This window comes from Lysinibacillus sp. Y5S-8, assembly GCF_036894365.1.
Lineage (GTDB): Bacteria > Bacillota > Bacilli > Bacillales_A > Planococcaceae > Lysinibacillus > Lysinibacillus fusiformis_D.
The window spans coordinates 903716-929472 of the sequence record NZ_CP145889.1 but is presented as its reverse complement, the minus strand read 5'-3'; the positions used below and the strand labels follow the sequence as shown (position 1 = coordinate 929472).

24 protein-coding genes are annotated in these 25757 nt (G+C 37.1%); 7 read left to right on the top strand and 17 right to left on the bottom strand.

The genetic code is table 11. The annotated features are described in order from the left end of the window. Window positions 1-5: 5 nt before the first annotated feature. The 10 genes from V6670_RS04295 to pdhA all read right to left on the bottom strand — a co-directional run bounded on the left by V6670_RS04295 (window position 6) and on the right by pdhA (window position 10256). The gene (locus tag V6670_RS04295) at window positions 6-1154 is read right to left on the bottom strand and encodes an ABC transporter substrate-binding protein (protein WP_338652801.1); all 1149 of its coding nucleotides are present in this window, start codon (window positions 1152-1154) and stop codon (window positions 6-8) included. Further along, window positions 1151-1753 carry a hypothetical protein gene (locus V6670_RS04290; RefSeq protein ID WP_338652799.1) on the bottom strand — a complete coding sequence of 201 codons (603 nt, stop codon included), beginning with the start codon at window positions 1751-1753 and terminating at the stop codon, window positions 1151-1153. Before V6670_RS04290 ends, V6670_RS04295 begins: the two co-directional genes overlap by 4 nt. Continuing rightward, window positions 1750-2382: a hypothetical protein gene (locus V6670_RS04285; RefSeq protein ID WP_141903375.1), complete on the bottom strand. Its 633-nt coding sequence runs from the start codon at window positions 2380-2382 to the stop codon at window positions 1750-1752. Before V6670_RS04285 ends, V6670_RS04290 begins: the two co-directional genes overlap by 4 nt. A gap of 199 nt (window positions 2383-2581) precedes the next feature. Then, window positions 2582-3190, bottom strand: coding sequence for a hypothetical protein (locus V6670_RS04280; RefSeq protein ID WP_338652796.1), 609 nt, complete (start codon window positions 3188-3190; stop codon window positions 2582-2584). Next, on the bottom strand, window positions 3190-3816 hold the full coding sequence (locus tag V6670_RS04275; protein ID WP_141903373.1) for a phosphate starvation-inducible protein PhoH: 627 nt from the start codon (window positions 3814-3816) through the stop codon (window positions 3190-3192). Before V6670_RS04275 ends, V6670_RS04280 begins: the two co-directional genes overlap by 1 nt. Before the next feature lie 429 nt (window positions 3817-4245). Then, window positions 4246-5151 (bottom strand): LysR family transcriptional regulator, encoded by a 906-nt coding sequence (locus V6670_RS04270; protein WP_141903372.1) that lies wholly within the window; start codon window positions 5149-5151, stop codon window positions 4246-4248. A 203-nt stretch (window positions 5152-5354) separates the two neighbouring features. Then, complete coding sequence (gene lpdA / locus V6670_RS04265; RefSeq protein WP_036125472.1) at window positions 5355-6770, bottom strand: dihydrolipoyl dehydrogenase; 1416 nt, start codon at window positions 6768-6770, stop codon at window positions 5355-5357. A gap of 4 nt (window positions 6771-6774) precedes the next feature. Next, on the bottom strand, window positions 6775-8112 hold the full coding sequence (locus V6670_RS04260; RefSeq protein WP_338652794.1) for a dihydrolipoamide acetyltransferase family protein: 1338 nt from the start codon (window positions 8110-8112) through the stop codon (window positions 6775-6777). Between the two features lie 47 nt (window positions 8113-8159). Next, entirely contained in the window at window positions 8160-9137 is a 978-nt protein-coding gene (locus tag V6670_RS04255) for an alpha-ketoacid dehydrogenase subunit beta (protein WP_036125477.1), read from the bottom strand. 3 nt (window positions 9138-9140) lie between these two features. Beyond that, window positions 9141-10256, bottom strand: a complete 1116-nt coding sequence (gene pdhA / locus V6670_RS04250; protein ID WP_141903370.1) for a pyruvate dehydrogenase (acetyl-transferring) E1 component subunit alpha — start codon at window positions 10254-10256, stop codon at window positions 9141-9143. Between the two features lie 394 nt (window positions 10257-10650). Between pdhA and def the strand changes: the two genes are divergently transcribed. After that, entirely contained in the window at window positions 10651-11208 is a 558-nt protein-coding gene (def, locus tag V6670_RS04245; protein WP_036125484.1) for a peptide deformylase, read from the top strand. Window positions 11209-11253: 45 nt separating this feature from the next. Here the strand turns inward: def and phnX are convergent, their stop codons facing one another. The 5 genes from phnX to V6670_RS04220 are packed head-to-tail and all read right to left on the bottom strand — an operon-like array spanning window position 11254 to window position 16510. Next, window positions 11254-12048 (bottom strand): phosphonoacetaldehyde hydrolase, encoded by a 795-nt coding sequence (gene phnX / locus V6670_RS04240; RefSeq protein ID WP_141903369.1) that lies wholly within the window; start codon window positions 12046-12048, stop codon window positions 11254-11256. Beyond that, on the bottom strand, window positions 12038-13138 hold the full coding sequence (locus V6670_RS04235; RefSeq protein WP_141903368.1) for a 2-aminoethylphosphonate--pyruvate transaminase: 1101 nt from the start codon (window positions 13136-13138) through the stop codon (window positions 12038-12040). Before V6670_RS04235 ends, phnX begins: the two co-directional genes overlap by 11 nt. 12 nt (window positions 13139-13150) lie before the next feature. Then, window positions 13151-14137: an extracellular solute-binding protein gene (locus tag V6670_RS04230; protein ID WP_141903367.1), complete on the bottom strand. Its 987-nt coding sequence runs from the start codon at window positions 14135-14137 to the stop codon at window positions 13151-13153. Continuing rightward, a complete protein-coding gene (locus V6670_RS04225) occupies window positions 14134-15765 on the bottom strand; it encodes an ABC transporter permease subunit (protein WP_338652792.1) in 1632 nt (543 codons plus the stop codon). The genes V6670_RS04230 and V6670_RS04225 overlap by 4 nt, the downstream gene beginning before the upstream one ends. Further along, window positions 15758-16510: an ABC transporter ATP-binding protein gene (locus tag V6670_RS04220; RefSeq protein ID WP_338652791.1), complete on the bottom strand. Its 753-nt coding sequence runs from the start codon at window positions 16508-16510 to the stop codon at window positions 15758-15760. The genes V6670_RS04225 and V6670_RS04220 overlap by 8 nt, the downstream gene beginning before the upstream one ends. 145 nt (window positions 16511-16655) lie before the next feature. On the opposite strand from V6670_RS04220, the gene V6670_RS04215 reads away from it, so the two are divergent. Further along, window positions 16656-17429, top strand: a complete 774-nt coding sequence (locus V6670_RS04215) for a DeoR/GlpR family DNA-binding transcription regulator (RefSeq protein ID WP_338652790.1) — start codon at window positions 16656-16658, stop codon at window positions 17427-17429. A 42-nt stretch (window positions 17430-17471) separates the two neighbouring features. Here V6670_RS04215 and V6670_RS04210 read toward each other — a convergent pair whose 3' ends face one another. Next, a complete protein-coding gene (locus tag V6670_RS04210) occupies window positions 17472-18242 on the bottom strand; it encodes a Cof-type HAD-IIB family hydrolase (protein ID WP_036125558.1) in 771 nt (256 codons plus the stop codon). Between the two features lie 435 nt (window positions 18243-18677). Between V6670_RS04210 and V6670_RS04205 the strand changes: the two genes are divergently transcribed. The 4 genes from V6670_RS04205 (at window position 18678) to V6670_RS04190 (ending at window position 21634) form a co-directional block, all read left to right on the top strand. Further along, complete coding sequence (locus tag V6670_RS04205; protein ID WP_012293082.1) at window positions 18678-18887, top strand: DNA-directed RNA polymerase subunit epsilon; 210 nt, start codon at window positions 18678-18680, stop codon at window positions 18885-18887. 5 nt (window positions 18888-18892) lie between these two features. After that, the gene (locus V6670_RS04200; RefSeq protein ID WP_036125500.1) at window positions 18893-20560 is read left to right on the top strand and encodes a ribonuclease J; all 1668 of its coding nucleotides are present in this window, start codon (window positions 18893-18895) and stop codon (window positions 20558-20560) included. 118 nt (window positions 20561-20678) lie between these two features. Then, a complete protein-coding gene (locus V6670_RS04195) occupies window positions 20679-20858 on the top strand; it encodes a hypothetical protein (RefSeq protein ID WP_141904855.1) in 180 nt (59 codons plus the stop codon). Then, window positions 20858-21634, top strand: a complete 777-nt coding sequence (locus V6670_RS04190; RefSeq protein WP_338652783.1) for a protein kinase — start codon at window positions 20858-20860, stop codon at window positions 21632-21634. Before V6670_RS04195 ends, V6670_RS04190 begins: the two co-directional genes overlap by 1 nt. A 48-nt stretch (window positions 21635-21682) precedes the next feature. Here the strand turns inward: V6670_RS04190 and V6670_RS04185 are convergent, their stop codons facing one another. After that, entirely contained in the window at window positions 21683-22516 is an 834-nt protein-coding gene (locus V6670_RS04185) for a TetR/AcrR family transcriptional regulator (protein ID WP_338652781.1), read from the bottom strand. A gap of 99 nt (window positions 22517-22615) precedes the next feature. Between V6670_RS04185 and V6670_RS04180 the strand changes: the two genes are divergently transcribed. Further along, window positions 22616-25705 carry an efflux RND transporter permease subunit gene (locus V6670_RS04180; RefSeq protein ID WP_338652780.1) on the top strand — a complete coding sequence of 1030 codons (3090 nt, stop codon included), beginning with the start codon at window positions 22616-22618 and terminating at the stop codon, window positions 25703-25705. Window positions 25706-25757: the final 52 nt, after the last annotated feature.

Genomic DNA, 25757 nt, shown 5'->3' with positions numbered 1-25757 from the left:
ATTCCTTAATATTTAGCTGCTTCTGAAGACGGATTTAAAATACCTTGAATATCTTCATCTGTCACATCGTATTCATAAAAATCTTTGTAATATGCTTTAATCTCATCCTCTATTTTATAATCAAATAGCGCTGGGTGATTTTTTTGTGCAAGCCACTTTAACATTAAAGGTGCGTCTCCACTAGGTGGGAACCAACGATAGATACCTAATGGAATCTTATACACTTTACCCTCCTGAACTGCCTTCACCTGACTCCAATCCTGCCCAGCTATCTTATTTTCAAGTAAATCAGCTGGCTGTGTCTCTGTAAAATTGGTAATAAAAATAATATCTGGATTCCAAGTATATACCTGTTCCATATTGACTTCTTTTTGCCCTTGGATATCATTTTCAGCTACATCAATTGCTCCCGTCGCATTGAGCCATTGATTACCAAAGAAGTTTTTCCCTCCAATTGTAATCGACTTTTCATTATGTCTAAATAACATCATCGCGCGAGGCTTATCTTTTTCTTCAATCGTTTTTAACTTTTCATCTAATTGAGCTTGTACTTTTTTGCCTTCCTCTAGGAAGCGATTAGCACGTTCTGTTGTGCCTGTTATTTGACTTGTTATTTCTAACCAGCTATTAAAAGTAGCTAATGGCTCTGCCGCAGCTGCGTCAATTGCCTTGAGCGCAACCACAGGAATACCTGCCTCTGATACTTTATGGATCGATTTCTCATCTGTTGCAATCTCTATATATAATTGTGGATTTACTTTCATTAATTCTTCCACATTGACTTCGCCATTCTGAATAAACGAAGTATCAGCCTTTAAAACATCTGGAGACATTTTTGCTAGCATCGAATGTTTTGCTGCATTATACGAATTTGGATGCATACCAGCAATTTCTTTTGTAGAGTTTGTTGCTACATACCAAGTAGAGAAGTATGGAAGAATGCCCCCCATTACAACACGGTCAATCGAATTTGGTACTGTTACTTCACGTCCTAATTGGTCAACTACAAGCTTCTCTTCCTTTGTCGTTTGTAACTCTGATGATTGTTCCTCCACCTGAGGCTTAGTATTATTTTGCGTCTCTTCGTTGTTATTATTACAAGCTGCCAGCAACATTGTTAGTGCAACAGCAGCGACAAGTCCATACTTCTTCAATGTTTTTCTTCCTCTCTTAACCATTTTGCCATCCCATGTAAAAACGGCTTTGATTGATCAATAAATCCTAGTCCAATATGAAACATCGGATCAAGTGTAGTGACAACTAGTTCTCCATTAAAGCTCACATTATCTACATAAAATAATGATCGTCCATTTGGAATATCTAATAACGATTGCGCTCCTTGTGGCGGTAAAAAAGAACCGTGATAATGCCATTTCATATCATGCAATGTCACGTATTTGAAGAGTGGATGCACATTATTTTGCATTTTCATCGGTAAATCACCGCCATCTCTCACCCACCAACTAAAATTGACCTCAGAATCTTCCCAATCAATTGTCGGAAACCAGCAATCCAATATTTCACCAAAAATAATCAGTCTTTTGCCAGCATTAACAAATTTCAGTAATTGCGACTGATACCGCTTTAAAGAACGGATATCTAAGCGACAAGATAAAATAAGTGTGTCATACTTTGTTAAATCATATTGATGAAAGTGGCGAATATGTAGCACTTCATCATATAAATAATGAAATTCTTGCTCTGCAAAAAAGCGATTTTGAAATGGTAAGCCATTCGTCATAATCCCTATCATTTGCCCATACCTCCACTTGCATAATTGCGGTTAGCTTCCTCACGAATACAATCTAGCATTTGCATACTAAGCTTTTTCGATGTATTTTCTTCATGCATAAATACCTTGTAAATATCGGTACCTGCCCCTGCAAAAATAGTGCCATTTGTTGAGTGTCGATCAACATAAAGTATCGGTACACCACTTTGATCTGTAATTAACACTTCCGCATGTGCTGGTAATTCTTCAAAATAGCCACGAGAAAAGAAGCCCCGTACACCTTTTCGATAATTAATATCATATGGCTCTATCCCTTTAAATAAAGAACAATTAGCTTGTTCGATCATGATTTCGCGATCTTTCAATGGAATAGGAGAGCGTTTCCAATTAGCTACATTTGCTAACCATGGCAATGATATTTCTGTCAGTGAAAAGATAACACCACCCTGTAGCAAATATTCATCTAAAATCATTTTATGTTCTAGTAGAAATTGCTCTTCTACATGATTTGTGATAATTATTCCTGCATAGGCAGTTAAATCAACATAGGGTAAATCATATAAATATAAAAATACTAAGCCACGTTCACAATCCTCAGCCGTTAATCGAGTAAACTGAATATCAATGCCAACATAAGCAATAGGTTCCACTAGTTCTCCTACTTTCTTTTATCAAAAAATTTCCTTATCAATGACGAGCAAATTCCAAAATAATTAATTTAATACCCACAAGCTTATTTTTCTACACTATGTACGGCAAGCCTTCCTGTCAAAACCTTGAACCAACATACTACTAACACTTGCTCCTCAAATAGAGCTATTAGTAATCATTTTGCGCACTTAGCATTCCTTATATTTGCCCTTTCTTTAGCCAAGGTAAAAATCCTCGTAAGAAGCGTTCTGTTGCCGGCATAAAATAAGATCCAAAATGATAATCTGGATCCAATGTTGTATTGACCCAAATCCCATTTGTGTTCACTCGATCAATATATAAGACGGCCCCACCATCATCTGTCGATACTAAAACTTCACAGCCCTCACTTGGCCAGTACACACCATGTTGGTGCCAAGTTGCATCCTCCAATGTAAGATAATTCTTAAATAAATCATGAGTTGCCTCTACTAAACGCAAGCCACTATCAGCATTAGGCCCTAGCCACCACCAAAAATTAGTTGGCCTAGATTCCCAATTATGCATTGGCAACCAATCTCTGTGCTGAGGGCCAAATGTGACCACTACTTTACCTGTATTCGCAAAATCATAGATCTTTTGAATATTTTTATCTAATAACCCTGTATGAGATTGAGAAGGGATGATTAATACATCAAAGGCATCTAAATTTTCTTCCTCTAACTGACGCACTGGAATCAATTGATCGATATACTGAGCGAATTCAGATGTCTTATATGTACGCCAATGTTGTGAACTACCACTATACATAACAGCTATTTTACGCACTACTTGACACTCCTTTCCGCTAAATACATGTATTCTTCTTGTACCCATTGCATTAACTGTGTAGGAATACGACTGGTTGTTTTTGATGATGACGGTGTCATGCCTCCAATATTAAAAAGATTATTACCTGCATGCATAAAAATAGTCCCATTTGTTGAGCTTCGGTCAATAAATGTCACAGGCTCACCGTCTGGCAAGGTTAATAATATTTCCGCATCTGTAGGTGCTGGATGATGTCCACGAGCAAAAAATCCTTTCACACCTTTATTTATTGTCATATCTTCTTCCTTTACACCTGCAAAAATTCTGTGTTGTTTCGCAATTGAGATGTCATAATCCCAATGATTTCGAATTTCCTTTGCAATAAATGCTTGCTGCCCTGGCAACCAATTTGTGACTAAGTTACCGAAGAAGCATACAATCTTTTTACTTGCCAAAAAATCTGCGATAATTTGCTTCTTTTCTTGCAAAAATTCTTGATCAACAAACCCTAAAATTATCATACATTTATAAGAAGACAGCTCAATATTCGGTAAATCATACATATCTACAATTTCAAAATTTTCATCTGCTTTGCCTTGAGAAAAAATATTACATGGATGAACAACAATATAGTCTTTTGACATCTTCATACCTCCTTGCATTTCGAACTATATCACCATTGATAACGATTATCAATATCATGTAAGGTGTAAGATTTTAATTTTCGCTGACCATTTATCAATTTTTCTCGAATTATAAAAATCTCCTATTGTACTATTACATTTTCTTATAGAATGCTATAAACCTACAAATTAAGGATGATATTCTATCAAAAATGATCCTTGGAAGTCATCGCAGAAAAGCTATATAAATTCCTCTAAGTGCTACTATACTGCTGGCATAGAGGCTCAATTAAGATAAAAAAACCCAAACAATTACGAAACAGTAAATAAAAGCTTCGTATATTGCTTGGATTAATTTAGAAAATATTTTATTTTAATGAATATAATGGTAAAAATAAATATATATAGAAGAAACACTATAAAGGATTTATTTACCTTTATAAGTTTAACTTACCTGACAGACTCTATCTTCAATTTCTTCTTTATACGTTCACAAAATGCTTGTTCTTGCTCATTTAAAATTTGGTTACGGTTAAATACAATACCATTTTTTCGTTTAATAGATAGACCTTTCACATATTTAAACGTTAATTTATCTAGACTATCCTCTATTGATTTATAAGGTAAAAAGGATACGCCCATACCCTGCTGCACAGCCTTTTTAATAATTTCAAAATTAGTCATCTGTATATAATAAACAGGTACTGCCTTCTGATGTAAAGCTTGTTTAATATGCTGATTCAAATAAGAACTTTGGGACAATAGCATCGATAAGTTTTTCAAATCTCTTGTATAAATGATTTGACGACTTGCTAAAGGATGATCATTTGTCATCACTAATACTAATTCTTCCTCAAATAAAATATCGATATCAAATGACTCGTGAACAATCTTATCAGCATCATAAATCGGCATCACAGCAAATTTGGCATGGTTTTCTACTAAACTACTTTTTAAATCTTCATAGCAATAGCTATTAATTTCATAAGGATATTGTTTATATGTGCTATTATTTTTATCAAATAGCTCGTCAAAAAAGCTATCGGCAATATAGTGACTTATATATAATTTGATATTTTCCTGTTGTGTTTGCTTTACTGCTATTCGCAATTGTTGGTCCATTTCCTGCATTTTCTGCGCATAAGCCAACACCATTTCGCCTTGTGTAGTTAACTCGATTTGTCGTTTTTTCCGTGAGATAAGCTGGCAGCCTAATTCACTTTCCAATTGCTGAATATGCTGAGAAACTGTTGGTTGGGAACAAAACATCTGCTTCGCTGTTTCAGTAAATGATTTGTATTGTGCTAATAAAATAAATGTTCGGTAGCGCTCATTCATCGTAACCCATTCCTTCATTTTTAATTGATAATTGTTATCAATTATAATACTATTTTTTATGCATAAAGTAAAATTTAATATCCATAGGGCCACATCTTCAAGTTATTACCTTTTATTTATTTTATTCAACGACAAGCTGCATTTAAGAAAACAATTGTAAATAAAAAAGGAGTGTAGATAAGCGAATGAACATCCGCTTTTTCTACACTCCTTTATTCAAATTATTTTTTCGCTACAATGTGGATTGGGTTGCCAAGTAATACTTCAGCAGTTTCCATTGTAATTTCACCTAATGTTGGGTGAGCATGAATTGTCAAAGCGATATCTTCAGCAGTCATGCCGCCTTCAATCGCTAAGCCCATCTCAGCGATCATATCAGATGCACCAGCACCTACGATTTGAGCACCAATTAATAAGCCATCTTCTTTACGAGCAACAAGCTTCACGAAACCTTCTGATTGGTTTAATGCAAGCGCACGGCCGTTTGCTGCGAATGGGAACTTCGCTGCAGTATATTCAATGCCTTCTGCTTTCGCTTGTTCTTCGTTGTAACCAACTGTCGCCATTTCTGGATCTGTGAAACATACAGCCGGTACAGCAAGATAATCAACAACTGATTTTTCACCAGCAATCGCTTCAGCAGCAACTTTACCTTCGTAAGAAGCTTTATGTGCAAGCTGAGGACCTGCAACGATATCACCAATTGCATAGATGTTTGAAATATTTGTACGACATTGTTTGTCAACATTGATTAGACCGCGTTCACCGAATTCAACACCGATTTCAGCAAGGCCCATTTCATCTGTATTTGGACGACGACCCACAGTTACTAATACATAGTCAGCTTCAACTTTCTTCTCTTCTCCGCCAACTTCATAAGTTACTACTACGCCGTTTTCAGTTTCTTCAACGCCTTTTGCAGATGCGTTAACTTCCATTTCAACGCCTTTCTTTTTAAGGCCTTTTTTCACGATTTGCGTCATTTGTTTTTCGAAGCCAGCTAAAATATCTTTTCCGCCTTCGATAATTGTAACTTGTGAACCTAGGTTTGCGTATGCTGAACCTAGCTCTGTACCAATATATCCGCCACCGATAACAACTAATTTACCAGGAACTTCTTGTAAAGAAAGTGCTCCAGTAGAGTTTAGTACGCGATCAGAGAATTTGAATGTTGGAATTTCAACTGGACGAGAACCTGTTGCAATAATGACATTGTTAAATGTGTAAGTTTGAGCAGATTCACCATTGATGATACGCACTGAGTTAGCGTCAACGAAATAAGCTTCACCTTGTACAATTTCAACTTTGTTACCTTTAAGTAAGCCTTCAACACCGCCTGTTAATTTTTTAACAACGCTGTCTTTAAATGCTTGTGCTTTTGAGAAGTCTAATTTCACATCAGAAGCGATGATTCCCATGTCATCTGAATGTTTAGCTTGCTCAAAACGGTGACCTACTGAAATTAATGCCTTTGATGGGATACAACCTACGTTTAAGCACACACCACCAAGTACATTTTTTTCAACGATTGTTACTTTTTGGCCAGTTTGAGCTGCACGAATTGCTGCTACATATCCTCCAGGACCTGAACCAATGACAAGAGTATCTGTTTCGATTGGGAAATCTCCTACTACCATTTTGTTACGCCTCCATTAATAATAATTCTGGCTCACTTAACAAACGCTTTAAGTGATTTAAAGCATTTTGTGCAGTGGCTCCATCGATCATACGATGATCAAAGCTCAATGATAATGCTAACACAGGTGCGGCTACAATTTCACCATTTTTTATTACAGGTTTTTCTGAAATTCGACCAATACCTAGTATAGCTACTTCAGGATGATTAATTACTGGCGTGAACCATTGTCCTCCCGCAGAGCCAATATTCGTAATGGACATGGAAGCACCTTTCATTTCATGTGGCGCAAGCTTGCCTTCACGGGCTTTCGTCGCTAACTCATTGATTTCATTAGACACTGCAAATACAGATTTGCGATCTGCATGCTTAATAACGGGTACTAATAAGCCTCTTTCAGTATCAGCAGCAATACCAATATTATAGTAATGCTTTTGAATAATTTCTTGCGTTGCATCATCTAATGAGCGGTTAAATTCAGGGAACTCGCGTAAAGTTGAAATAAGTGCTTTTACTACATATGGTAAATATGTTAATTTGACACCTTTTTCAGCAGCGATATCTTTGAATTTTTTACGATGTGCTACAAGAGCTGTTACATCGACTTCATCCATAAGTGTAACATGCGGAGCTGTTTGTTTCGAGTGTACCATTGCTTTTGCAATCGCTTTTCGAATACCAGACATTTTCTCACGAGTCTCTGGGAATTCCCCTTCAAGAACTACAGGTGCTGCTGGAGCTGCTGCCTCTTGCTGAACTGTTGCATCAACTGTTTCAACAGTTGCCGTATCAGCCTCTACAGAGCCACCACCTTTTAAGAAGTTTTCAATATCTTCTTTTAAGATTCGACCATTTTTACCTGTACCCTTCACTTCACGGATGTTAACATCTTTATCACGTGCAAATTTACGTACAGAAGGCATTGCAATCACACGTTTTGTTTCATCAATCACTGTCTCCACTTTTTCAGGAGCTTTTTCTGGTGCCTTCTCCTCTTTAGCAGGAGCTTTCTCTACGTCCTGACCAGACTCTGCAGTTGCCTGAACTTGTGCTTCTGTTTTTTCTTCAGCATGATGATCACCTTTTAGCTTTAAGTCCTCATAGCCAGGTGCATCCAAACGGATTAGGACATCGCCAACTACAGCAACTGTTCCTTCTCCTACTAAAACTTCCTCAACTGTTCCTTCAACTGGTGAAGGAATTTCTACTACCGCTTTATCATTTTGGACTTCACAAAGAATATCGTCTTCTTTTACTGTATCTCCAGCTTTAACGAACCATTTCACGATTTCGCCTTCGTGAATTCCCTCGCCAATATCCGGTAATCTGAATTCAAATGCCATGTGTACCCATCCTTTCTAGTTACTGTTGTTCAAGTTTAGAAGCTTTATTAGAATGTTAAAACTTTTTTCGCTGTTTCCATTACATCTTTGTAGTTTGGTAACCAAACACCTTCAGCTTGTGGGAATGGGTACACAGTATCTGGTGCAGCCACACGAAGAACAGGAGCTTCTAAGCTTAAAATTGCGCGCTCTGTAATTTCTGCTACTACGTTTGCAGCGATACCTGCTTGTTTTTGAGCTTCTTGGACAACGATTGCACGACCTGTTTTTTCAACTGATGCGATAATTGTTTCCACATCGATCGGTTGAATTGTACGTAGGTCAATGACCTCTACAGAATGTCCTTCTTTTTCTAGTTCTTCTGCAGCCTTTAAGCTTTCATGAACCATTAAGCCGTAAGCAACAATTGTTAAATCAGTACCTTCACGTTTTACATCTGCTTTTCCTAATGGAATTTCGTATGCTTCTTCAGGTACTTCTTCACGGAATGAACGGTATAGTTTTAAATGCTCTAAGAAAATAACTGGGTTGTCATTACGGATAGATGAAATAAGTAAACCTTTTGCATCATATGGTGTTGATGGAACAACAACTGTTAATCCTGGTTGTGCTGTCATTAAGCTTTCTAAGCTATCAGAGTGCATTTCAGGTGTGTGCACACCACCACCAAATGGTGAACGGATTGTTACTGGTGCATTATATACCCCGCCACTACGGTAGCTCATACGTGCTAATTGACCACTGATTGAATCCATTACTTCATAAACGAAACCGAAGAATTGAATTTCAGGAACTGGACGGAATCCTTGAAGAGAAAGACCGATTGCTAAGCCACCAATACCTGATTCTGCTAATGGTGTGTCAAAAACGCGATCAACCCCAAATTCTTTTTGTAGGCCTTCTGTCGCGCGGAATACCCCACCGTTGACACCTACATCTTCCCCGAATACAAGAACGTTTTCATCATTCTTTAATTCTGTGCGAAGTGCATCTGTAATTGCTTGAATCATCGTCATTTGTGCCATAGGTTATTTCGACTCCTTCTCTTTATAGATTTCATACTGTTCTTTTAAATTAGATGGCATTTCGCCTTTATACATGTTTTCCATTAATTCTGTTACTTTTTGTTTTGGAGCAGCATCTGCTTTTTTAATTGCTTCTTTAATTTCTTCTTTTGCACGTTCGATTACTGCTTCTTCTTTCTTTTCATCCCATAAACCTTTTGCTTCTAGGTATTTACGGAAGCGAACAAGTGGATCTTTTTGTGCCCATTCATTATCTGTATCAGATGTACGGTAACGTGTTGGGTCATCTCCAGCCATTGTATGAGGACCATAACGGTAACACATTGTTTCAATTAATGTTGGACCTTCACCATTAACTGCGCGCTCACGTGCATCACGCGTTGCTACATAAACTGCAAGCGCATCCATTCCATCTACTAAAATACTTGGTAAACCAGCTGCCACACCTTTTTGTGCAATTGTTTTAGCAGCTGTTTGCAATTCACGAGGTGTTGAAATTGCATATTGGTTATTTTGTACGATGAAGATTGCTGGTGATTTAAACGCACCTGCAAAGTTAATTCCTTCATAGAAATCGCCTTGAGAAGAACCACCGTCACCAGTATAAGTTACTGCAACAGCTTTTTTTCCACGTTTTTTAATACCAAGTGCCACCCCAGCAGCTTGAATATATTGTGCACCGATAATGATTTGTGGAGCTAAAACGTTTACACCTTCAGGAGCCTGATTCCCAATGAAGTGACCACGTGAGAATAAAAATGCTTTTTCAAGTGGTAAGCCATGCCATACAATTTGTGGTACATCACGGTAACCTGGTAAAATCCAATCTTCTTGTTCTAACGCAAAATGAGAAGCAAGTTGCGAAGCTTCTTGACCAGCAGTCGGCGCGTAGAAGCCTAAACGACCTTGACGGTTTAGTGAGATTGAACGTTGATCTAAAATACGTGTATAAACCATACGTGTCATTAGTTCAACTAGTTCCTCATCTGATAATTGTGGATCTGCCTCTTTATTTATAATTTCGCCTTCTTCATTCAAAATTTGAAACATTTCAAACTTATCTTCGATTTCAGTTAGCGTTTGTTTAGCATCAAAAATATTATTGTTTTTCTTGCTCATTTGTCACATCTCCCTTTCAGCTGTATTAAAATAAATCACCTTTTTAACTAGTACAACTTATTCTTGAAATTCAGTATACTGAATAAAATACTGTCGGTCAATCATCTATTACTGCTCTATACAAAGATTTTTTCTAGAATAACAATCAAACATCGCTGTCCTATACTGTATCAGTAATATTCAAATTCTGTATTACAACACCTTATTTACACCGTACAGCTCATACGTTTTCTCACAGCTTTTCCCCTAGTAGAATACCCCATTCTCGAAAATCTAATAGCATTAGAAAAATTTTTTGAGTATATTCAAATAAGGTCTTTTTTCATGTGATTGTTTTAAGACGTGATGTATACTTATTAATAAGGCACTACAAAGTTGAAAGGAAGATTACTATATGATTTTAATGGATGATATTATCCGCGAAGGTCATCCGACTTTACGCACAAAAGCAGAGGAAGTTAAATTCCCTTTAACTGATGAAACAAGAAAGCTTGCAGAGGATATGCTTCAATATTTAATCAACAGCCAAGATCCTGAAATGGCCGAAAAATATAATTTGCGTAGTGGCATTGGCTTAGCTGCCAATCAGGTAAATTGCTTACAGCGTATGTTTGCCCTTCATTTGAAAGATGAGGCTGGCGAACAATTAAGCTTTGTGGCCATTAATCCAAAGATCGTTAGCCACTCTGTTGAAAACACATACCTATCAGCAGGAGAAGGATGTCTTTCTGTTGATCGTAATATTCCTGGGTATGTGCCACGTCATGCACGCATCACAGTAAAATTTAAAACAATTGATGGTGAAGAGAAAAAGATGCGCCTTAAAGGATTGCCAGCTATTGCATTTCAGCATGAATTAGACCATCTGAATGGTGTTATGTTTTATGACCGAATTAATGAAAAAAATCCATTTGCCGAAATACCAGATTCAATCCCATATGAGCGAGACTAAAAACAAACCTCGGCAGTTATCCACATCTGCCGAGGTTTGTTTTGTTTATATTCTAGTTATACATTCATTAATCGTTTCAATTAACGCAGGTAGCTCTGCCATTGTTTCAATCGTATAATGAGCGCCAGTTTCTTCAAAAATGCATTTCGTTTTCGCTATCACTTGCTGTTGTTCTTCAGCAGTTAATGCTTGGAACTCTGCTTCAGAAAGTCCCATTTCTGAACTTCCAATAATAACACCAATAGCCCAAACACCTGCATTCAAGGCCTCCATTATATCTGAGGTTGTATCGCCAACCTTCACAACTTGCTTTGTTGCTTTTGACCCTAATGCCTCCATATTTTTAAAAATCATGAATGGGTATGGACGTCCTTTATCCCCTACCTGTGTAGGTGTTACGAGAAAATCAGGTTGGTAACCCTTGTCAGCTGCATGTCTTGTCACTACTTCCATCATGGAATCAGTATAGCCTGTCGTTGAGCCAATTCGAATTCCCGCTTCTCTCAATTGCTGTACGGTCGCTTTCACATGCTGGATAGGATCTGTATAAGTTGCCAACGATTCCATTAACTTCGTTTCGAACTGCTTGTATAATGCACTGACATTTTCTTCTGTAAAGGCTTGTCCATGCACACGTTGCCATTCTTCAGCAATTCTTGGCATTTCCAGCATCGTACGGATATGGTCAATTTTCAGCATACCCATTGGTTTACGAGCCTCTTCCAGTGTAACTGTGACACCTGCATCTTCAAAAATCGTTAAAAAAACATTTACAGGGGCAAAGCAACCAAAATCTACTGCTGTTCCTGCCCAATCCAAAATAACCGTTTCAATTTTCATTCGTTTTCACCACCATATAATTTTCTATGACCTCACATAACGTCATCATATCTTCCTCATGAATATCACCAATATTGCCAATACGGAATGTATCCACATCAGTCAACTTACCAGGATAGATGACAAAACCCGCTTTTTTCATTTCCTGATAAAAATGCTCAAAAGTAAACTCGTTGTGTGGGAATAAAAATGTTGTAATAATAGGTGATTGAAGCTCTTTTGAAACGTACGCTTCAAACCCAAGCACTGACAAACGAGAGCGAAGTATATGATTATTATGCGCATAGCGCTTATGGCGGGCATCGATTCCACCTTCATCGATTAACTCCTCAAGCGCCTTCGCAAAAGCTGCCACTACATGAGTAGGTGATGTGAAACGCCACTTTCCATCTTGCTTCATCACTTCCCATTGGCTATACAAGTCTAATGCTACGCTACGGGCTTGTCCTTTACATTTTTCTAAAGCTTCTGTGTTCGCGATAACAAATCCAAAACCTGGCACACCTTGAATACATTTATTGGCACTACTAATGCAAAAATCAATATGCAAATTGGATACATCCATCGGTACACCACCAAAGCTACTCATCGCATCCACGATAAACGTTTTATCGAATGAATGAACAACTTCTCCTATTTCTTTTATTGGATTTAAAATACCAGTAGTTGTCTCACAATGCACTACAGCTACATGTGTAATACTTGCATCTTTTTCAAGAAAAGCTTGAACTTCTAATGATGATGGCTGTTCATCGTAAGGGACACTATAAACAACATGTTGTAACTTTAAAACGTTAGCCATTTCAACAATTCGCTCACCGTACGCACCATTTGTTAGAATTAGTACTTTATCGTTATCACCAATCGCAGTTGTTAGTACAGACTCTACGACAAAGCTTCCACTTCCTTGCATAAGCACCGTAGTATATTCAGGCTCCTCGACATGAGCTAACGCTAAGAGTTGCTTGCGAATCACTTGTGTCACATTTTTATAGTCGTCATCCCATGTACAACGATCTTTTAACATTTCCTGTTTTACCGCTTCAGTTGTTGTCAATGGTCCTGGTGTCAATAATTTATAGTTACTCATCTGCTATAACTCCTATCGCTGCGCCTCTTTAAAGAAGGCTTGATGTTTTTCTAATAAATCAACCGTTAATGTTGTATCCCATTTTTTTAAATAAGCTGGAACATACTCATCCTTTACCTGTTCCCCTTCATATAGAGCTACAGGATACTGCTCCAATAAACCACTACGAGCCTCCGTTGCAATCACCTTTGCTATTTCTTTAGCTAAAGCCTCATCACCGTCTTTATCCACAACAGCCACAGATTCCGTTAAAGTGAAGTTTCCTTCTGTCGGGTCAATATATTCAATTGGCAATCCTTCGTTTTTAGCATCAATCGCTTGAATACGTAAACCAAAGCCTGCAGCAACCTCACCAGTTTTCACCTTTTTGATAGGGCCAGAACCTGAGCTTTCAATATGTGGGCCAGCATTTTTAATTAAATCGGCTAACACCTTTTGTCCTTCATCGTCACCATATTCCTTTATAATGGCTTGTACTAAAAGCCAGCCTGTTGAGGAATCCATAATATTTGGGAAGGATACTAATTCCTTGTAAGCAGGGTCTGTCAAATCCTTAATCGATTTCGGTACTGCTAGTCCTTTTTGTTGCAATACCTCTGTATTAATAAAGATGGAGCCAACATTGCCTAAAATCGGCAGTGCATATGTAACTCCTCCATCAAGCGGCTTTAAGTCCGAAGAAATATCTACAAACATGGCTTTAGAGGTTTGAGCACTTTCTATAAAATAGGAAGCCATCGTGACAACATCTGCTTCAATATCTGTTCCTTCTGCCATCATTTTGCCACCTAACTCAGAAGTACCGAATGATTGGATTAAATACTTACCTTGATAGCCCTTATCATCTAATGTGGATTCCATTACTTCAATTGCTTCATCATCAGCATTTGAATAAATAATGACTTGCTCTTTGGAATCAGCTGCTGCCCCTCCACACGCAGCTAAAACAACACCCGCTGCACTAATTGTCCCTAACATCATGCCTGTTGACTTGTTCATTTTGATATCTCCTCCGCTTTTTCTTTATGTGCTGTTATATAATCACAACCTAATTTCACAATGAGGTTTGTACATAAAATGAATATTGATAGTACGAAAATATCGGTGTACTTTGCGAAATGCTGAAGCTCTTTGATGCGTGTTGAGACAAGCATTGTCTTCGTGCTGACAAGGAAAATAACACCACTAACCGTGACCATAGCATTTAAAAAAAAGTAACTAAACATTTGATAAATCGTCGGTCTAATATTCGGCAAAATAATTCGTCTAACGGTTTTTAACCAAGAATCCTTTAATAGCTCAGCTGTCACTTCCCATGTAGGGTCCATCTTTTGTAATGAATTTTTCGCCATTAAATAAGGTGTCGTAAAAAAATGGACAATATTACATGCAACAATGATGAAAAATGTACCTTTTAATGTACTTCCATTAAAGAAAAACAAGTAGGACAATCCAAGCACCATTCCTGGTACTGTATTTGTAATCATGGAGGCTACATCTAAGCCTTTTCTTCCTTTTAACGGTGTCCGAACATTGAGTAGCGCTGACAAAAATGCAATGACCACGCCTAATATAGCCGTTAATACTGCCACGATAAGAGAATTAACATAAACCTTTGTCAAATCCTTCTCTGCTAGTACATTTTGAACATGCTCTAATGTAAAGCTGAAGTTATATGGATAACCTTTCGTAAAAGGCACAATAAACATCGTTGCAAAAATAATGAATACGATCGTCACACAGACAATTGAATAAATAGTAAACAGCGTGTCACGCAGACGATGCTTTACAAGGTCACTTCGCCCACCTTGTTTATAGTGAAAATTGAAACGCTCTAAAATTGTTAATAGGGCAACACCTAGTACGGCAGGTACAAGCATTAACACTGATATCACTGCGCCACGCTCAAAATGGACAATGGAGCCTAACATCGCTTGATAGAGTTCAGTGGCAATCACCGTGTAATTTCCACCAACAGATGCGGGTATACCAAAGTCTGTGAAGCTTAAAATAAACGTTAAAATAAAAGCACCACCAATCGTACCTAACATTGGACGGAATACGGTATGATAAAAGCGACGAAGTGAATGATCATGCATTAACATGGAAACCAGTAAAAATCGTTTGTCGATATATTGCATGGAGTTTTGCATTAAAATAAAAGCGACTGGCAATGTATATAAAACGTAACCAAGCACCAAACCGTTGTACCCATAAATTGTAAAAAGGGGTTGCCCCACTAATTTCGTTAGAATTCCTTGATTCCCAAATGTATAAATCAGCACAAAGCCATAGGTGATGGTTGGCAAGAGCATGGGTAAAGTAATGCCTATTTGCACAAGCTTTTTCGCATGGCGATGCATCGTTGTAAAATGAACAGCATAGGCCAATAAAAAAGCTAAAATGGTTGTGATCACTGAGGCTACAAAAGAAACTTTAAAGCTATTGATAAAGGCCTCTCGAATTTCGATATTTTGTAAAGCATCTATATAATTTTGAATGGTCACCACATTTCCTATTTTGAAAGACTGCCAAAACATATAAAGTAATGGCACAATTAAAAAGAATAGGAAAAAAATAAGAATCGGTAGAAAAATCAATTTCATCATTTTATTCGTTTTAAGCATATGTTTCTCCAAACAATTGATAGATGTTATGTCGCTTAATATGAAGCTGCCTTAAAATAAAATCCTCAATAAATTGATTTTTTGGTGCTGTTACTATTTCATGAGGCGTACCAAATTGAGCAACTGTTCCCTCATTAATAATCATGACCCTATCAGATAATGTGAGGGCTTCTTCTGGATCATGTGTCACGATAATGGTTGTCAATTTAAATTCACGGGCAATGGATTTAATACGCTCCTTGATGGATTCCTTAATGACGCCATCTAATGCACTTAGTGGCTCATCTAACAATAGTATTTTAGGCTGCATCACAAGTGTCCTCGCAATGGAAACTCGTTGTTTTTGCCCACCAGATAATTCATGAATCTTTTTCTGCAGATGAGGTGTTAGCTCTAAAAAATCGATATATTCTTGTATCTCCTCTTTCGACATTTGCACGTTCTTATTTTTCAAACCATAAACGATATTGTCGTATGCATTTAAATGAGGAAATAACGCAAAATCCTGAAACACAATATTAAACCCTCTTTCTTGCATCGACTGCTTGGATATATCTTGTCCATTGTAGACAAGCTGACCAGCCGTTGAATCTACAAGCCCTAAGATGATATTGAGCAAGGTGGTTTTACCACAACCACTTGGCCCTAGTAACGAAATGATTTCACCTGATTCGATGGTTACATTGATATCTACTAAAACTTTCTTATTTTTATAGCTTTTTGCGATATTTTTTAGCTCTAACAAATTGGTCACCTCTCTCAGTTCTTAGCTTTAGTATAGTGACCATTTGTAAAGGAAAATGCATTTTCGTGTAAATGTTGAGTAAATTCTAACTAAGTGTTGACAAAGTTATGGTTATTTTGAGTAAATATCTAGTAGAGGTGATAACATGTATATGATAGAAAGACAACATCAAATTTTGCAGTATGTAAGACAACATAAGGTTGTTAAGTTAGTAACACTCACAAAAGAATTTAATGTTTCGATGGAAACAATTCGCCGCGATGTCCAACAGCTGATGCATGATAAGAAAATTGAAAAGTTTTATGGGGGTATTAAATATATTGAGCCTGTTGAGGGAATAATCGATCAAAGACTTCATGAGCAGTTAGCAGAGAAAATCGCCATTGCCAAAGCTTGTGCCTCACTCGTGGAAAATGGGGAATGTATTTTTGTCGATAGTGGAACCACTACCTATCAAATGACCCCCTTTTTATTGAACAAGGAAAAATTAACAGTAGTAACAAACTCACTACCTGTAGCATTTGATCTAATCGGCTCTAATATCGAGGTTATACTAATCGGTGGTAAAGTTCGTCATTCCGAAAAATCAGTAACATCGAATGAGTTTTTATTTCACTTTGAACATTTGAATATCAATAAAGCGTTTATATGTGCTAGTGGCGTTTCCATTGAAAAAGGTATTTCTGATTTTAGTTTGGATGAGGCGATTACTAGAAAACAAATTATCTCTATCTCCCAAACAGTTTACGTTGCTACAGATTCCTCCAAATTTAATAAGGATGTAGCGATTCAAGTTTGTCCTTTGACTGACGTAGATGTCATTATCACAGATAATGCACTATCTAAAAAGACGATTCAGCATTTTTCCGATAGAAGCGTTCAAATAAAAGTCGTCAACATTGAGGAAAACCAGTCATAATAAAAAAACAACTAGTTGAAATTTTTCCAACTAGTTGTTTTTTTATATAATTGCTAGCTTGCGCATGATTTTTGCAAGACCATCCTCATCTACATGGTCGGCAATATGATGTGCCACCGCCTTCACTCTCTCATGACCATTCCCCATGGCAACACTTGTCCCAACAGCTTGCAGCATTTCAATATCGTTTATACCATCTCCAAAAGCAAAAGCATCTTGTAAAGTGATGCCCATTCTTTCTAGCACCTTTTCGATACCAGCAGCCTTTGAGCCACCTTTTGGTAAAATATCACAAGAATAGCGATGCCAACGTATGAATTGAACATTTGGGAATGTCTCACAATATAAAGATTCATCTTTTTCTTCCATAAAAATAAGTGTTTGATATACATTGTTCTGCATATAATAAGAAGAGTCTAATGCTGGATATGGATATTTCAGTGTATCTAAGCTCTCAGCTACCATATGATGATCGCCAATAGAGGCAATCATACGTTTATCATCTAAAAATACTACTGGTTCATTACGAGCCTCACCAAAGGCAATGATTTTTGCTAGTTCTTCCTTTTCAATACCATTTGTATAGACAACTTCACCCTTGTATACAACATATTGTCCATTGAAAGTAACATACGTATCAATTTCTAATTCTTCTAGTAGTGACTCAATCATAAACGGAGCTCGTCCTGTTGCAATTGCCAGTTCATAGCCATTTCGACGTGCTGCCAAAAGTGCCTCTTTTGCAGATGCGGGTAATTTTTTTTCACTGTTATAAAGCGTACCATCTACATCAAAAAACAAAATTTTGTTCATTTTATTAACCATTTCCATAAATAGCATCCTTTCAAGGTAAATGACTTTACATAGACAATAATTTTTATTATAATGATCCTAAGGAGTGATGTGCCATGCTGAAGAAACTAAAACGGAAATTGTTGAAGCAACTTCGTGGCGTACTCGGAAAAAAATCAATTGCCTAACATTTGCCCTTCATTATTTGAAGGGCTTTTCTTTATTTTAGAGGAACTGCGTGATAATATAAAGGAAATGCATTTATTTGGCTATACGCAACCACTGTCTCACTACTTCCTATATAAATTTAAAACATAGTGCACAGCTGAAGCTTTGAGATACAAGGATTACAAACGTACATTTCTTTATGAAGGAAATTCGTTGTTTTCTTGTAGCACGTGTGTGGTAGTAGTCAAAGGTGCAAGAAAATTGTACGCAATTAAAGGAGAGCAAACTATGATTTACAAAGTTTATTATCAAGAAAATGCAAATGAGATTCCAGTTCGCGAAAACACTAAAAGTCTATACCTTGAAGCTGCTTCAGAACGCGAAGTACGTCAAAAGCTAAAAGACCGTAACTACAACATCGAGTTCGTTCAACTGCTTGAAGGTAACTATTTAGAGTACGAACAAGCAAGCCCGAACTTCGTCTTGGAGGAAATTTAACAAACATGAAGTTTGTTAAAAATGACCAAGCAGCTGTTTTCGCGCTCGGCGGACTGGGCGAAATCGGCAAAAACACTTACGGCGTTCAATTTCAAGATGAAATCATTTTAATTGACGCTGGCATTAAATTTCCAGAAGACGATTTACTCGGCATTGACTATGTTATTCCTGATTATACGTATTTAGTACGTAATGTCGACAAAATTAAAGGACTGTTTATTACACATGGACACGAGGACCATATCGGTGGTATTCCCTACCTTTTACGTCAAGTAAATGTCCCTGTCTATGGTGGTAAGCTTGCACTTGGCTTATTACGTAATAAATTAGAAGAACATGGCTTGCTACGTACAACAAAGCTAATCGAAATTAAAGAAGAGGATGTTATTAAATTTAGAAAAACATCTGTGAGCTTCTTTAGAACAACACACAGTATCCCTGATGCATATGGTGTTGTTGTGAAAACACCACCTGGTAATATCGTTCACACAGGTGACTTTAAATTTGATTTTACACCAGTGGGTGAGCCAGCCAACTTAACGAAGATGGCTGAAATTGGACGTGATGGCGTGCTTTGCTTACTATCAGATAGTACGAACGCTGAAAAGCCTAATTTCACAATGTCAGAGCGTACAGTTGGAAAGAGTATCGATGAGATTTTTCGTAAAGTGGATAGTCGTATTATTTTTGCTACATTTGCGTCAAATATTCACCGATTACAGCAAGCCACAGATGCTGCCATAAAATACGGAAGAAAAATTGCTGTCTTTGGTCGCTCCATGGACAATGCTATTACCATTGGCCGAGAGCTTGGTTATATTACCGCTCCAAAGGATACATTTATCGATGCTCAAAGTATTAATCGACTTCCTGCAAACGAAGTGATGATTTTATGTACAGGCTCTCAAGGTGAACCAATGGCAGCCCTATCACGCATTGCCAATGGTACGCACCGTCAGATTCAAATACAACCTGGCGATACGGTTATCTTTTCTTCTTCACCAGTACCAGGTAATACTGTGAGTGTTAATAAAATTATTAATTTATTGTTCCGCGCAGGTGCAGAAGTCATTCATGGCGCATTAAACAATATCCATACATCTGGTCACGGCTCACAAGAAGAACAAAAACTGATGCTTCGTTTAATGAAGCCTAAATTCTTTATGCCTATCCATGGTGAATTCCGTATGTTAAAAATGCATACACATCTAGCAGAAGATTGCGATGTTCCACTCGACAATACATTTGTGATGGAAAACGGTGATGTGTTGGCATTAAGTGCCAATGAAGCGCATGTTGCCGGTCGTATTCCTTCTGGAGATGTTTATATTGATGGTAATGGTATTGGCGACATCGGCAATATCGTATTACGTGATCGTCGCATCCTTTCTGAAGAAGGTCTGGTCATTGTAGTAGTTAGTGTGGATATGGAAAACCAAAAAATCGTTTCAGGTCCTGACATCATTTCACGTGGCTTTGTCTATATGCGTGAATCAGGTACGATGATTAACGAGGCACAGAAAATGCTAAATCGTCATCTGAATGCAACGATTCAAGGCAAAACACCTCAATGGACAGAATTGAAAAATGAAATAACTGATGTTTTAGGGCCGTATCTATTCGAAAAGACAAAACGTCGACCAATGATTCTACCGATTATTATGGAGGTTTAACCTCTTGTGAAGAAGCTATGTAAAGTTTACATAGCTTCTTTTTTATTTTTGAAATATTGAAACCTCCTTTTTTATATTTACGTATATAGTTATAACAACATCTAAAGGAGCGTTTTTTATGCTAGATAAAATTCTTCATTCCTTGTTCAATGGTAAATCCAAACGTCGTTATTCTTCATCGAGTAGCCGTCGCAAGTATTCTAAACGACATAATTATTATGGTCATAAGCATTATAAACGTGGCTCTCGTAAAAGCTCACGTAGTCTTTTCAGCTCAATGAGTTTCTTTAGCAGTTAATGTGGTGGAAGCGACTATCCGAAAAAGGCTTCGATCAGGCTGTAGCACATTACATTGCCAAACATCCCAACTTCTCTTTTAAAAAATTGCTTGGCTATGGTGCATATGGTCGTGCATATTTGATTGAGGATTGTTCATCAAAGCCATTTGTCTTAAAATGCTTGCGTCCCAAACACCGTCACCACAAGAAAACCATCCAAAAATTTAAACAAGAAATACACATACTCCAACAAGTTTCACTGCCCTATGTTCCTACCATCCATTCAACAGGAACAATTCAAGATAGCCCATTTTTTATTATGGACTACGTCAATGGGCAAACTTTTGAACAACTGATTTTTGAGGATGGTGCCAAGTTTACAGTTGTTCAATCACTTGCCATTACAAAGCAACTTTTAGAACAAATTATTGAATTACACAATCATGGTATTGTTCATCGTGATTTACGTATTCCTAATATATTGCTAGTCCATCAACAATTGCATATTATTAACTTTGGTCTCGCTACCACTTATCAGAAGCACATCGACCTCTCTGCTATTGAAAATCCTAAACGAGCAGAAAATCATATTAGCGATTTATATTTTGTCGGTCATTTTTTATTATTTTTACTGTACTCAGACTACAAACCAAGCAAACGAAAAGAGCAAGCCTGGCAGCAAGAATTGAAATTACCGATCGAAGTCAAAAATTTTCTTGAACGGCTATTATGGATTCAAGCCCCTTTTAATAGTGCATTAGAGGCTTGGCAATCTGTACCCTCATTCACCCACTAAAAAATAGAATTGTTCACCTATCTAACGTGAACAATTCTATCCAGCAGTTCAAATATTAAAGTATTTTGCGCTTACATAAGCAATCCAATGATAGGCTATATCTTGACGTAGATTTTCAATTAGCCCTTTTATGATGGCTTTACTGTAAGTAGGATTTTCTATCTCTTGTCTCAATAGCACAAGGGATTCTTTTACAATAGGATCCTCAGTAGGATCAATATTTTGCTCCAATAATTGTAGTAAAGCATCTTTTGAAACATCTTGTTCACAAGGTTTTGCAATAAATGGCACAAGATCTGCTGTAATAAAAGGAATGGTTGTATGGTGTGCAATAATATCTGTCTTCTCTGCTAAAGATTTTGCCAATTGCTCTAAATCTAGTGGCATATCTGAAAAAATAAAAAGCTCAGCATAACTCTTCATAAATCCTTTTATACAATACATCACATCATATTTCGTTTCTTTTAATTTATCCTGATAAAGTTGTTCAAGCATATAGATGATTGATTTCGACATTTCTGCTTCATACGCTGTTATTTTATGAAATAACTCTTTTTTTGTTAGAAAGACCTTTTCGTTAAAGAACACACGAGCAGATGTAGAATGTGCTTTGAATGCTTGAAAGATGCTTTTATAAAATTCAACCAATACGGTTTCTTTACTATAGGTTCCTCTGACTACTTGGTCAATATCTGTAATGAACTGCTGTAAATAGTAATCCACCATTGAAATAACGAGCTCATCTTTTGTTTTGAAGGATAAATAAAATGCACCTTTAGAAATTCCACAGCGTTCTGTAATTTGTTGAACTGACGTAGCTTCAAAACCCTGTTCAGAAAATAGCTCTATCGCTTTCTCCATAATTAATTGCTTTTTTAACATATTTTTAAATCTCTCCTAATGCATTTCGTTGACAAATGACCGATTAGTCATTAGTATAAATAATTGAATTTAGATAGTCAATAAAGGGTAGGTGTGAAGGTGAAAGGTTTAGTTAATTTCGTATTAAAAAACAAATTGGCAGTTTGGTTACTAACAATTATCATCACTGTCTCTGGTATTTATTCCGGTACAAGAATGAAAATGGAATCAATACCCGATATTTCAATCCCATATTTAATTGTCATGGGAGTATATCCTGGCGCAACGCCTGAACAAGTAATGAATGAGCTTTCCATTCCATTTGAAAAATCCATAGAAAGCTTAGAAGATGTGAAAGCTGTTTACTCAACATCCTCTTCCAACGTAGCACAAGTTCAAGTAGAATACGAATACGGAATTGATATGGATGAAAAGAAACGTCAATTAGAAGCAGCTTTAGATAATCTTAAACTACCTGAAGGTGCTCAAGAGCCTACTATTATGGCGATTAGCATGAACATGATGCCAGTAGTTGCTTTATCTGTAAGTAGCTCTAAGGAAGATATTGTAGACTTAACTTCTACAGTAGAAGACGTGTTACTTCCAAAAATCGAAAAAATTGATGGTGTTGCCTCTGCGACCATCACAGGTCAGCACATTGAACAAGTATCATTTAAATATGATGAAGAAAAAATGGCTGCACTTGGTTTAACGGAGGATACAGTTAAACAAATGATTCAGGCAAGTGATATGTCACTGTCACTTGGTTTATATCAGTTTACTGTTGGCGAACAGGCTGTTTCAGTAGATGGTAAAGTACAATCTGTTGATGAGCTAAAAGATTTATTAATTCCAGTTACACCTTCAGCTACAAATCCTTCACCTTTCGTTCGTCTAGGTGATATTGCAAAAATTGAAGTAGAAGGTAAAGTACAATCTGTTTCACGTACAAATGGGCAAGATGCCATCGCCATTCAAATCGTGAAAGGTCAGGATGCGAATACGGTAACAGTTGTTAATGCAGTAAAAGACCTTATTAAAGATGAAGAAAAACGATTAGACGGCTTAAATGTAGATATTTCCCTTGACCAAGGAGCCCCAATTGAAGATTCTGTATTTACAATGATCGAAAAAGCAGTATTTGGTGGCGCTATTGCAGTCTTAATCATTTTACTATTCCTACGCGATTTCAAATCAACTATTATTTCAATTATTTCTATCCCAGTTTCTGTCTTCATGGCATTACTGCTATTAAACTGGATGGATATCACTCTCAACATTATGACACTTGGAGCGATTACCGTCGCAATTGGGCGTGTGATCGATGACTCGATCGTAGTTGTTGAAAATATTTATCGACGCATTCACTTAAAACAAGAAAAACTTACGGGTCGTGCCCTTATTCGTGAAGCAACGATTGAAATGTTTAAACCAATTCTTTCGTCTACATTAGTAACGGTAGCGGTATTTGCCCCACTAATTTTCGTAGGTGGTATGGTAGGCGAATTATTCATGCCATTCGCCCTAACAATGACATTTGCACTAGGTGCATCATTATTAGTAGCTATCACAATCGTACCTGCATTATCTCACTTCTTATTCCGTAAAAAATTATACGGTGAGAAAACAGAAAGCCAACATAAAGAAGTTGGGAAACTTGCTACTTGGTACAGAGGTATTTTAGAAAAAACATTAAATCACAAAATTATTACTTCTATCATTGCGATTGCCTTACTTGCTGGTTCTCTTGCATTAACACCACTTATTGGCTTTAGTTTCATGGGATCACAAGAAGAAAAAGTAATGTACTTAACGTATACTCCTTCAACTGGAGAGCTAGCTGATGAAACAGCAGCGAATGTTGAAAAAGTAGAAAAAGAATTAATGAAGCGTAAAGACGTTGATATTTTACAAGTTTCCATAACGGATGCAAATAATGTTGATCCATCAGCAATGATGATGGGTGGAGGCGCTGGCGGTGCCTTAATGTACCTTATCTTTGATCCAGATATGGAAGACTTCCCTAAAGCTCGTGAAGAAGTAGAAGACTATGTATTCAACATCGGTCAATCAGGAGAATGGAAGTCTCAAAACTTCTCTTCTATGTCTATGTCTTCAAACGAAGTCAGCTACACATTATACAGTGATGACTTAGATAAACTTCGAGATGCTGTGAAACAAGTAGAAGGTGTCCTAAAAGAAGTAGATGGCTTAGAAGATATTAAATCTGATAACGAAGATCCATACGTAGAGCATGTACTAAAAGTAGAACAAAAAAATGTCCTACAATATGGTTTAACAACAGCTCAAATCGTGATGGCATTAAATTCGAATACAACAAAAGAAGTATTAACTACCGTTAAAAATGATGGTAAAGATATTGATGTGATCGTTCAACGTGATGCTAAAGCAGCTGCTACTTCCTTAGATGATGTCTTAGCTACTGAAATTAAAACGGCTTTAGGCACAACCATGACAATTGGTGAATTAGTTGATGTCGAGGAAGGTACGACACTTAACTCGTTATCTCGTTCAAAAGGTGAATACTTTGCAACAGTATCTGGTACGATTATCGGAGATGATATTTCAAAAGCCACTTCTGCTGCTGATAAGAAAATTAATAAATTAGATTTACCAAAAGGTGTTACAACTGGTGTTGCGGGTGTTGCTGCCGATATGCAAGAAACATTCACTAAGCTTGGTATTGCTATGTTAGCAGCAATTGCCATTGTTTACTTCATCTTAGTAGTAACATTTGGAGAAGGTTTAGCTCCATTCGCTATTCTATTCTCCCTACCATTCGCCGTAATTGGAGCATTTATTGGTTTATTCGTTACAGGTCAAACTATTTCTGTATCTGTAATGATGGGTCTGTTGATGTTGATTGGTATCGTCGTAACCAATGCCATCGTATTAGTCGACCGCATCATTCATATGGAACATGATGGTCTTGCCATGCGTGAAGCGATCCTTGAAGCAGGAGCAACACGTTTACGTCCAATCCTAATGACAGCCATTGCCACAATCGGGGCAATGATTCCAATGGCACTTGGTTCTGGTGGCAGTGGTTTAATTTCGAAAGACTTAGCTATTACTGTAATTGGTGGTTTACTATCTTCAACACTATTAACATTAGTTGTTGTACCAATTGTCTATGAAATGCTGTCTAAAATGTTAAAGAAAAACCGTAAAGATATTGAAGAAAATTAATAAAAAACAGCTACTCATGCAGTTATTGCGTGAGTAGCTGTTTTTTATCATA

Coding starts and splice junctions, on each gene's coding strand:
- lpdA (WP_036125472.1), bottom strand. CDS start 6,770: ATGGTAGTAGGAGATTTCCCAATCGAAACAGATACTCTTGTCATTGGT.
- V6670_RS04200 (WP_036125500.1), top strand. CDS start 18,893: ATGAAGTTTGTTAAAAATGACCAAGCAGCTGTTTTCGCGCTCGGCGGA.
- V6670_RS04195 (WP_141904855.1), top strand. CDS start 20,679: ATGCTAGATAAAATTCTTCATTCCTTGTTCAATGGTAAATCCAAACGT.
- V6670_RS04185 (WP_338652781.1), bottom strand. CDS start 22,516: ATGTTAAAAAAGCAATTAATTATGGAGAAAGCGATAGAGCTATTTTCT.
- phnX (WP_141903369.1), bottom strand. CDS start 12,048: ATGAAAATTGAAACGGTTATTTTGGATTGGGCAGGAACAGCAGTAGAT.
- V6670_RS04190 (WP_338652783.1), top strand. CDS start 20,858: ATGTGGTGGAAGCGACTATCCGAAAAAGGCTTCGATCAGGCTGTAGCA.
- V6670_RS04210 (WP_036125558.1), bottom strand. CDS start 18,242: ATGAACAAAATTTTGTTTTTTGATGTAGATGGTACGCTTTATAACAGT.
- V6670_RS04205 (WP_012293082.1), top strand. CDS start 18,678: ATGATTTACAAAGTTTATTATCAAGAAAATGCAAATGAGATTCCAGTT.
- V6670_RS04275 (WP_141903373.1), bottom strand. CDS start 3,816: ATGTCAAAAGACTATATTGTTGTTCATCCATGTAATATTTTTTCTCAA.
- pdhA (WP_141903370.1), bottom strand. CDS start 10,256: ATGAGCAAGAAAAACAATAATATTTTTGATGCTAAACAAACGCTAACT.
- V6670_RS04225 (WP_338652792.1), bottom strand. CDS start 15,765: ATGCTTAAAACGAATAAAATGATGAAATTGATTTTTCTACCGATTCTT.
- V6670_RS04260 (WP_338652794.1), bottom strand. CDS start 8,112: ATGGCATTTGAATTCAGATTACCGGATATTGGCGAGGGAATTCACGAA.
- def (WP_036125484.1), top strand. CDS start 10,651: ATGATTTTAATGGATGATATTATCCGCGAAGGTCATCCGACTTTACGC.
- V6670_RS04290 (WP_338652799.1), bottom strand. CDS start 1,753: ATGATAGGGATTATGACGAATGGCTTACCATTTCAAAATCGCTTTTTT.
- V6670_RS04235 (WP_141903368.1), bottom strand. CDS start 13,138: ATGAGTAACTATAAATTATTGACACCAGGACCATTGACAACAACTGAA.
- V6670_RS04230 (WP_141903367.1), bottom strand. CDS start 14,137: ATGAACAAGTCAACAGGCATGATGTTAGGGACAATTAGTGCAGCGGGT.
- V6670_RS04270 (WP_141903372.1), bottom strand. CDS start 5,151: ATGAAGGAATGGGTTACGATGAATGAGCGCTACCGAACATTTATTTTA.
- V6670_RS04215 (WP_338652790.1), top strand. CDS start 16,656: ATGTATATGATAGAAAGACAACATCAAATTTTGCAGTATGTAAGACAA.
- V6670_RS04255 (WP_036125477.1), bottom strand. CDS start 9,137: ATGGCACAAATGACGATGATTCAAGCAATTACAGATGCACTTCGCACA.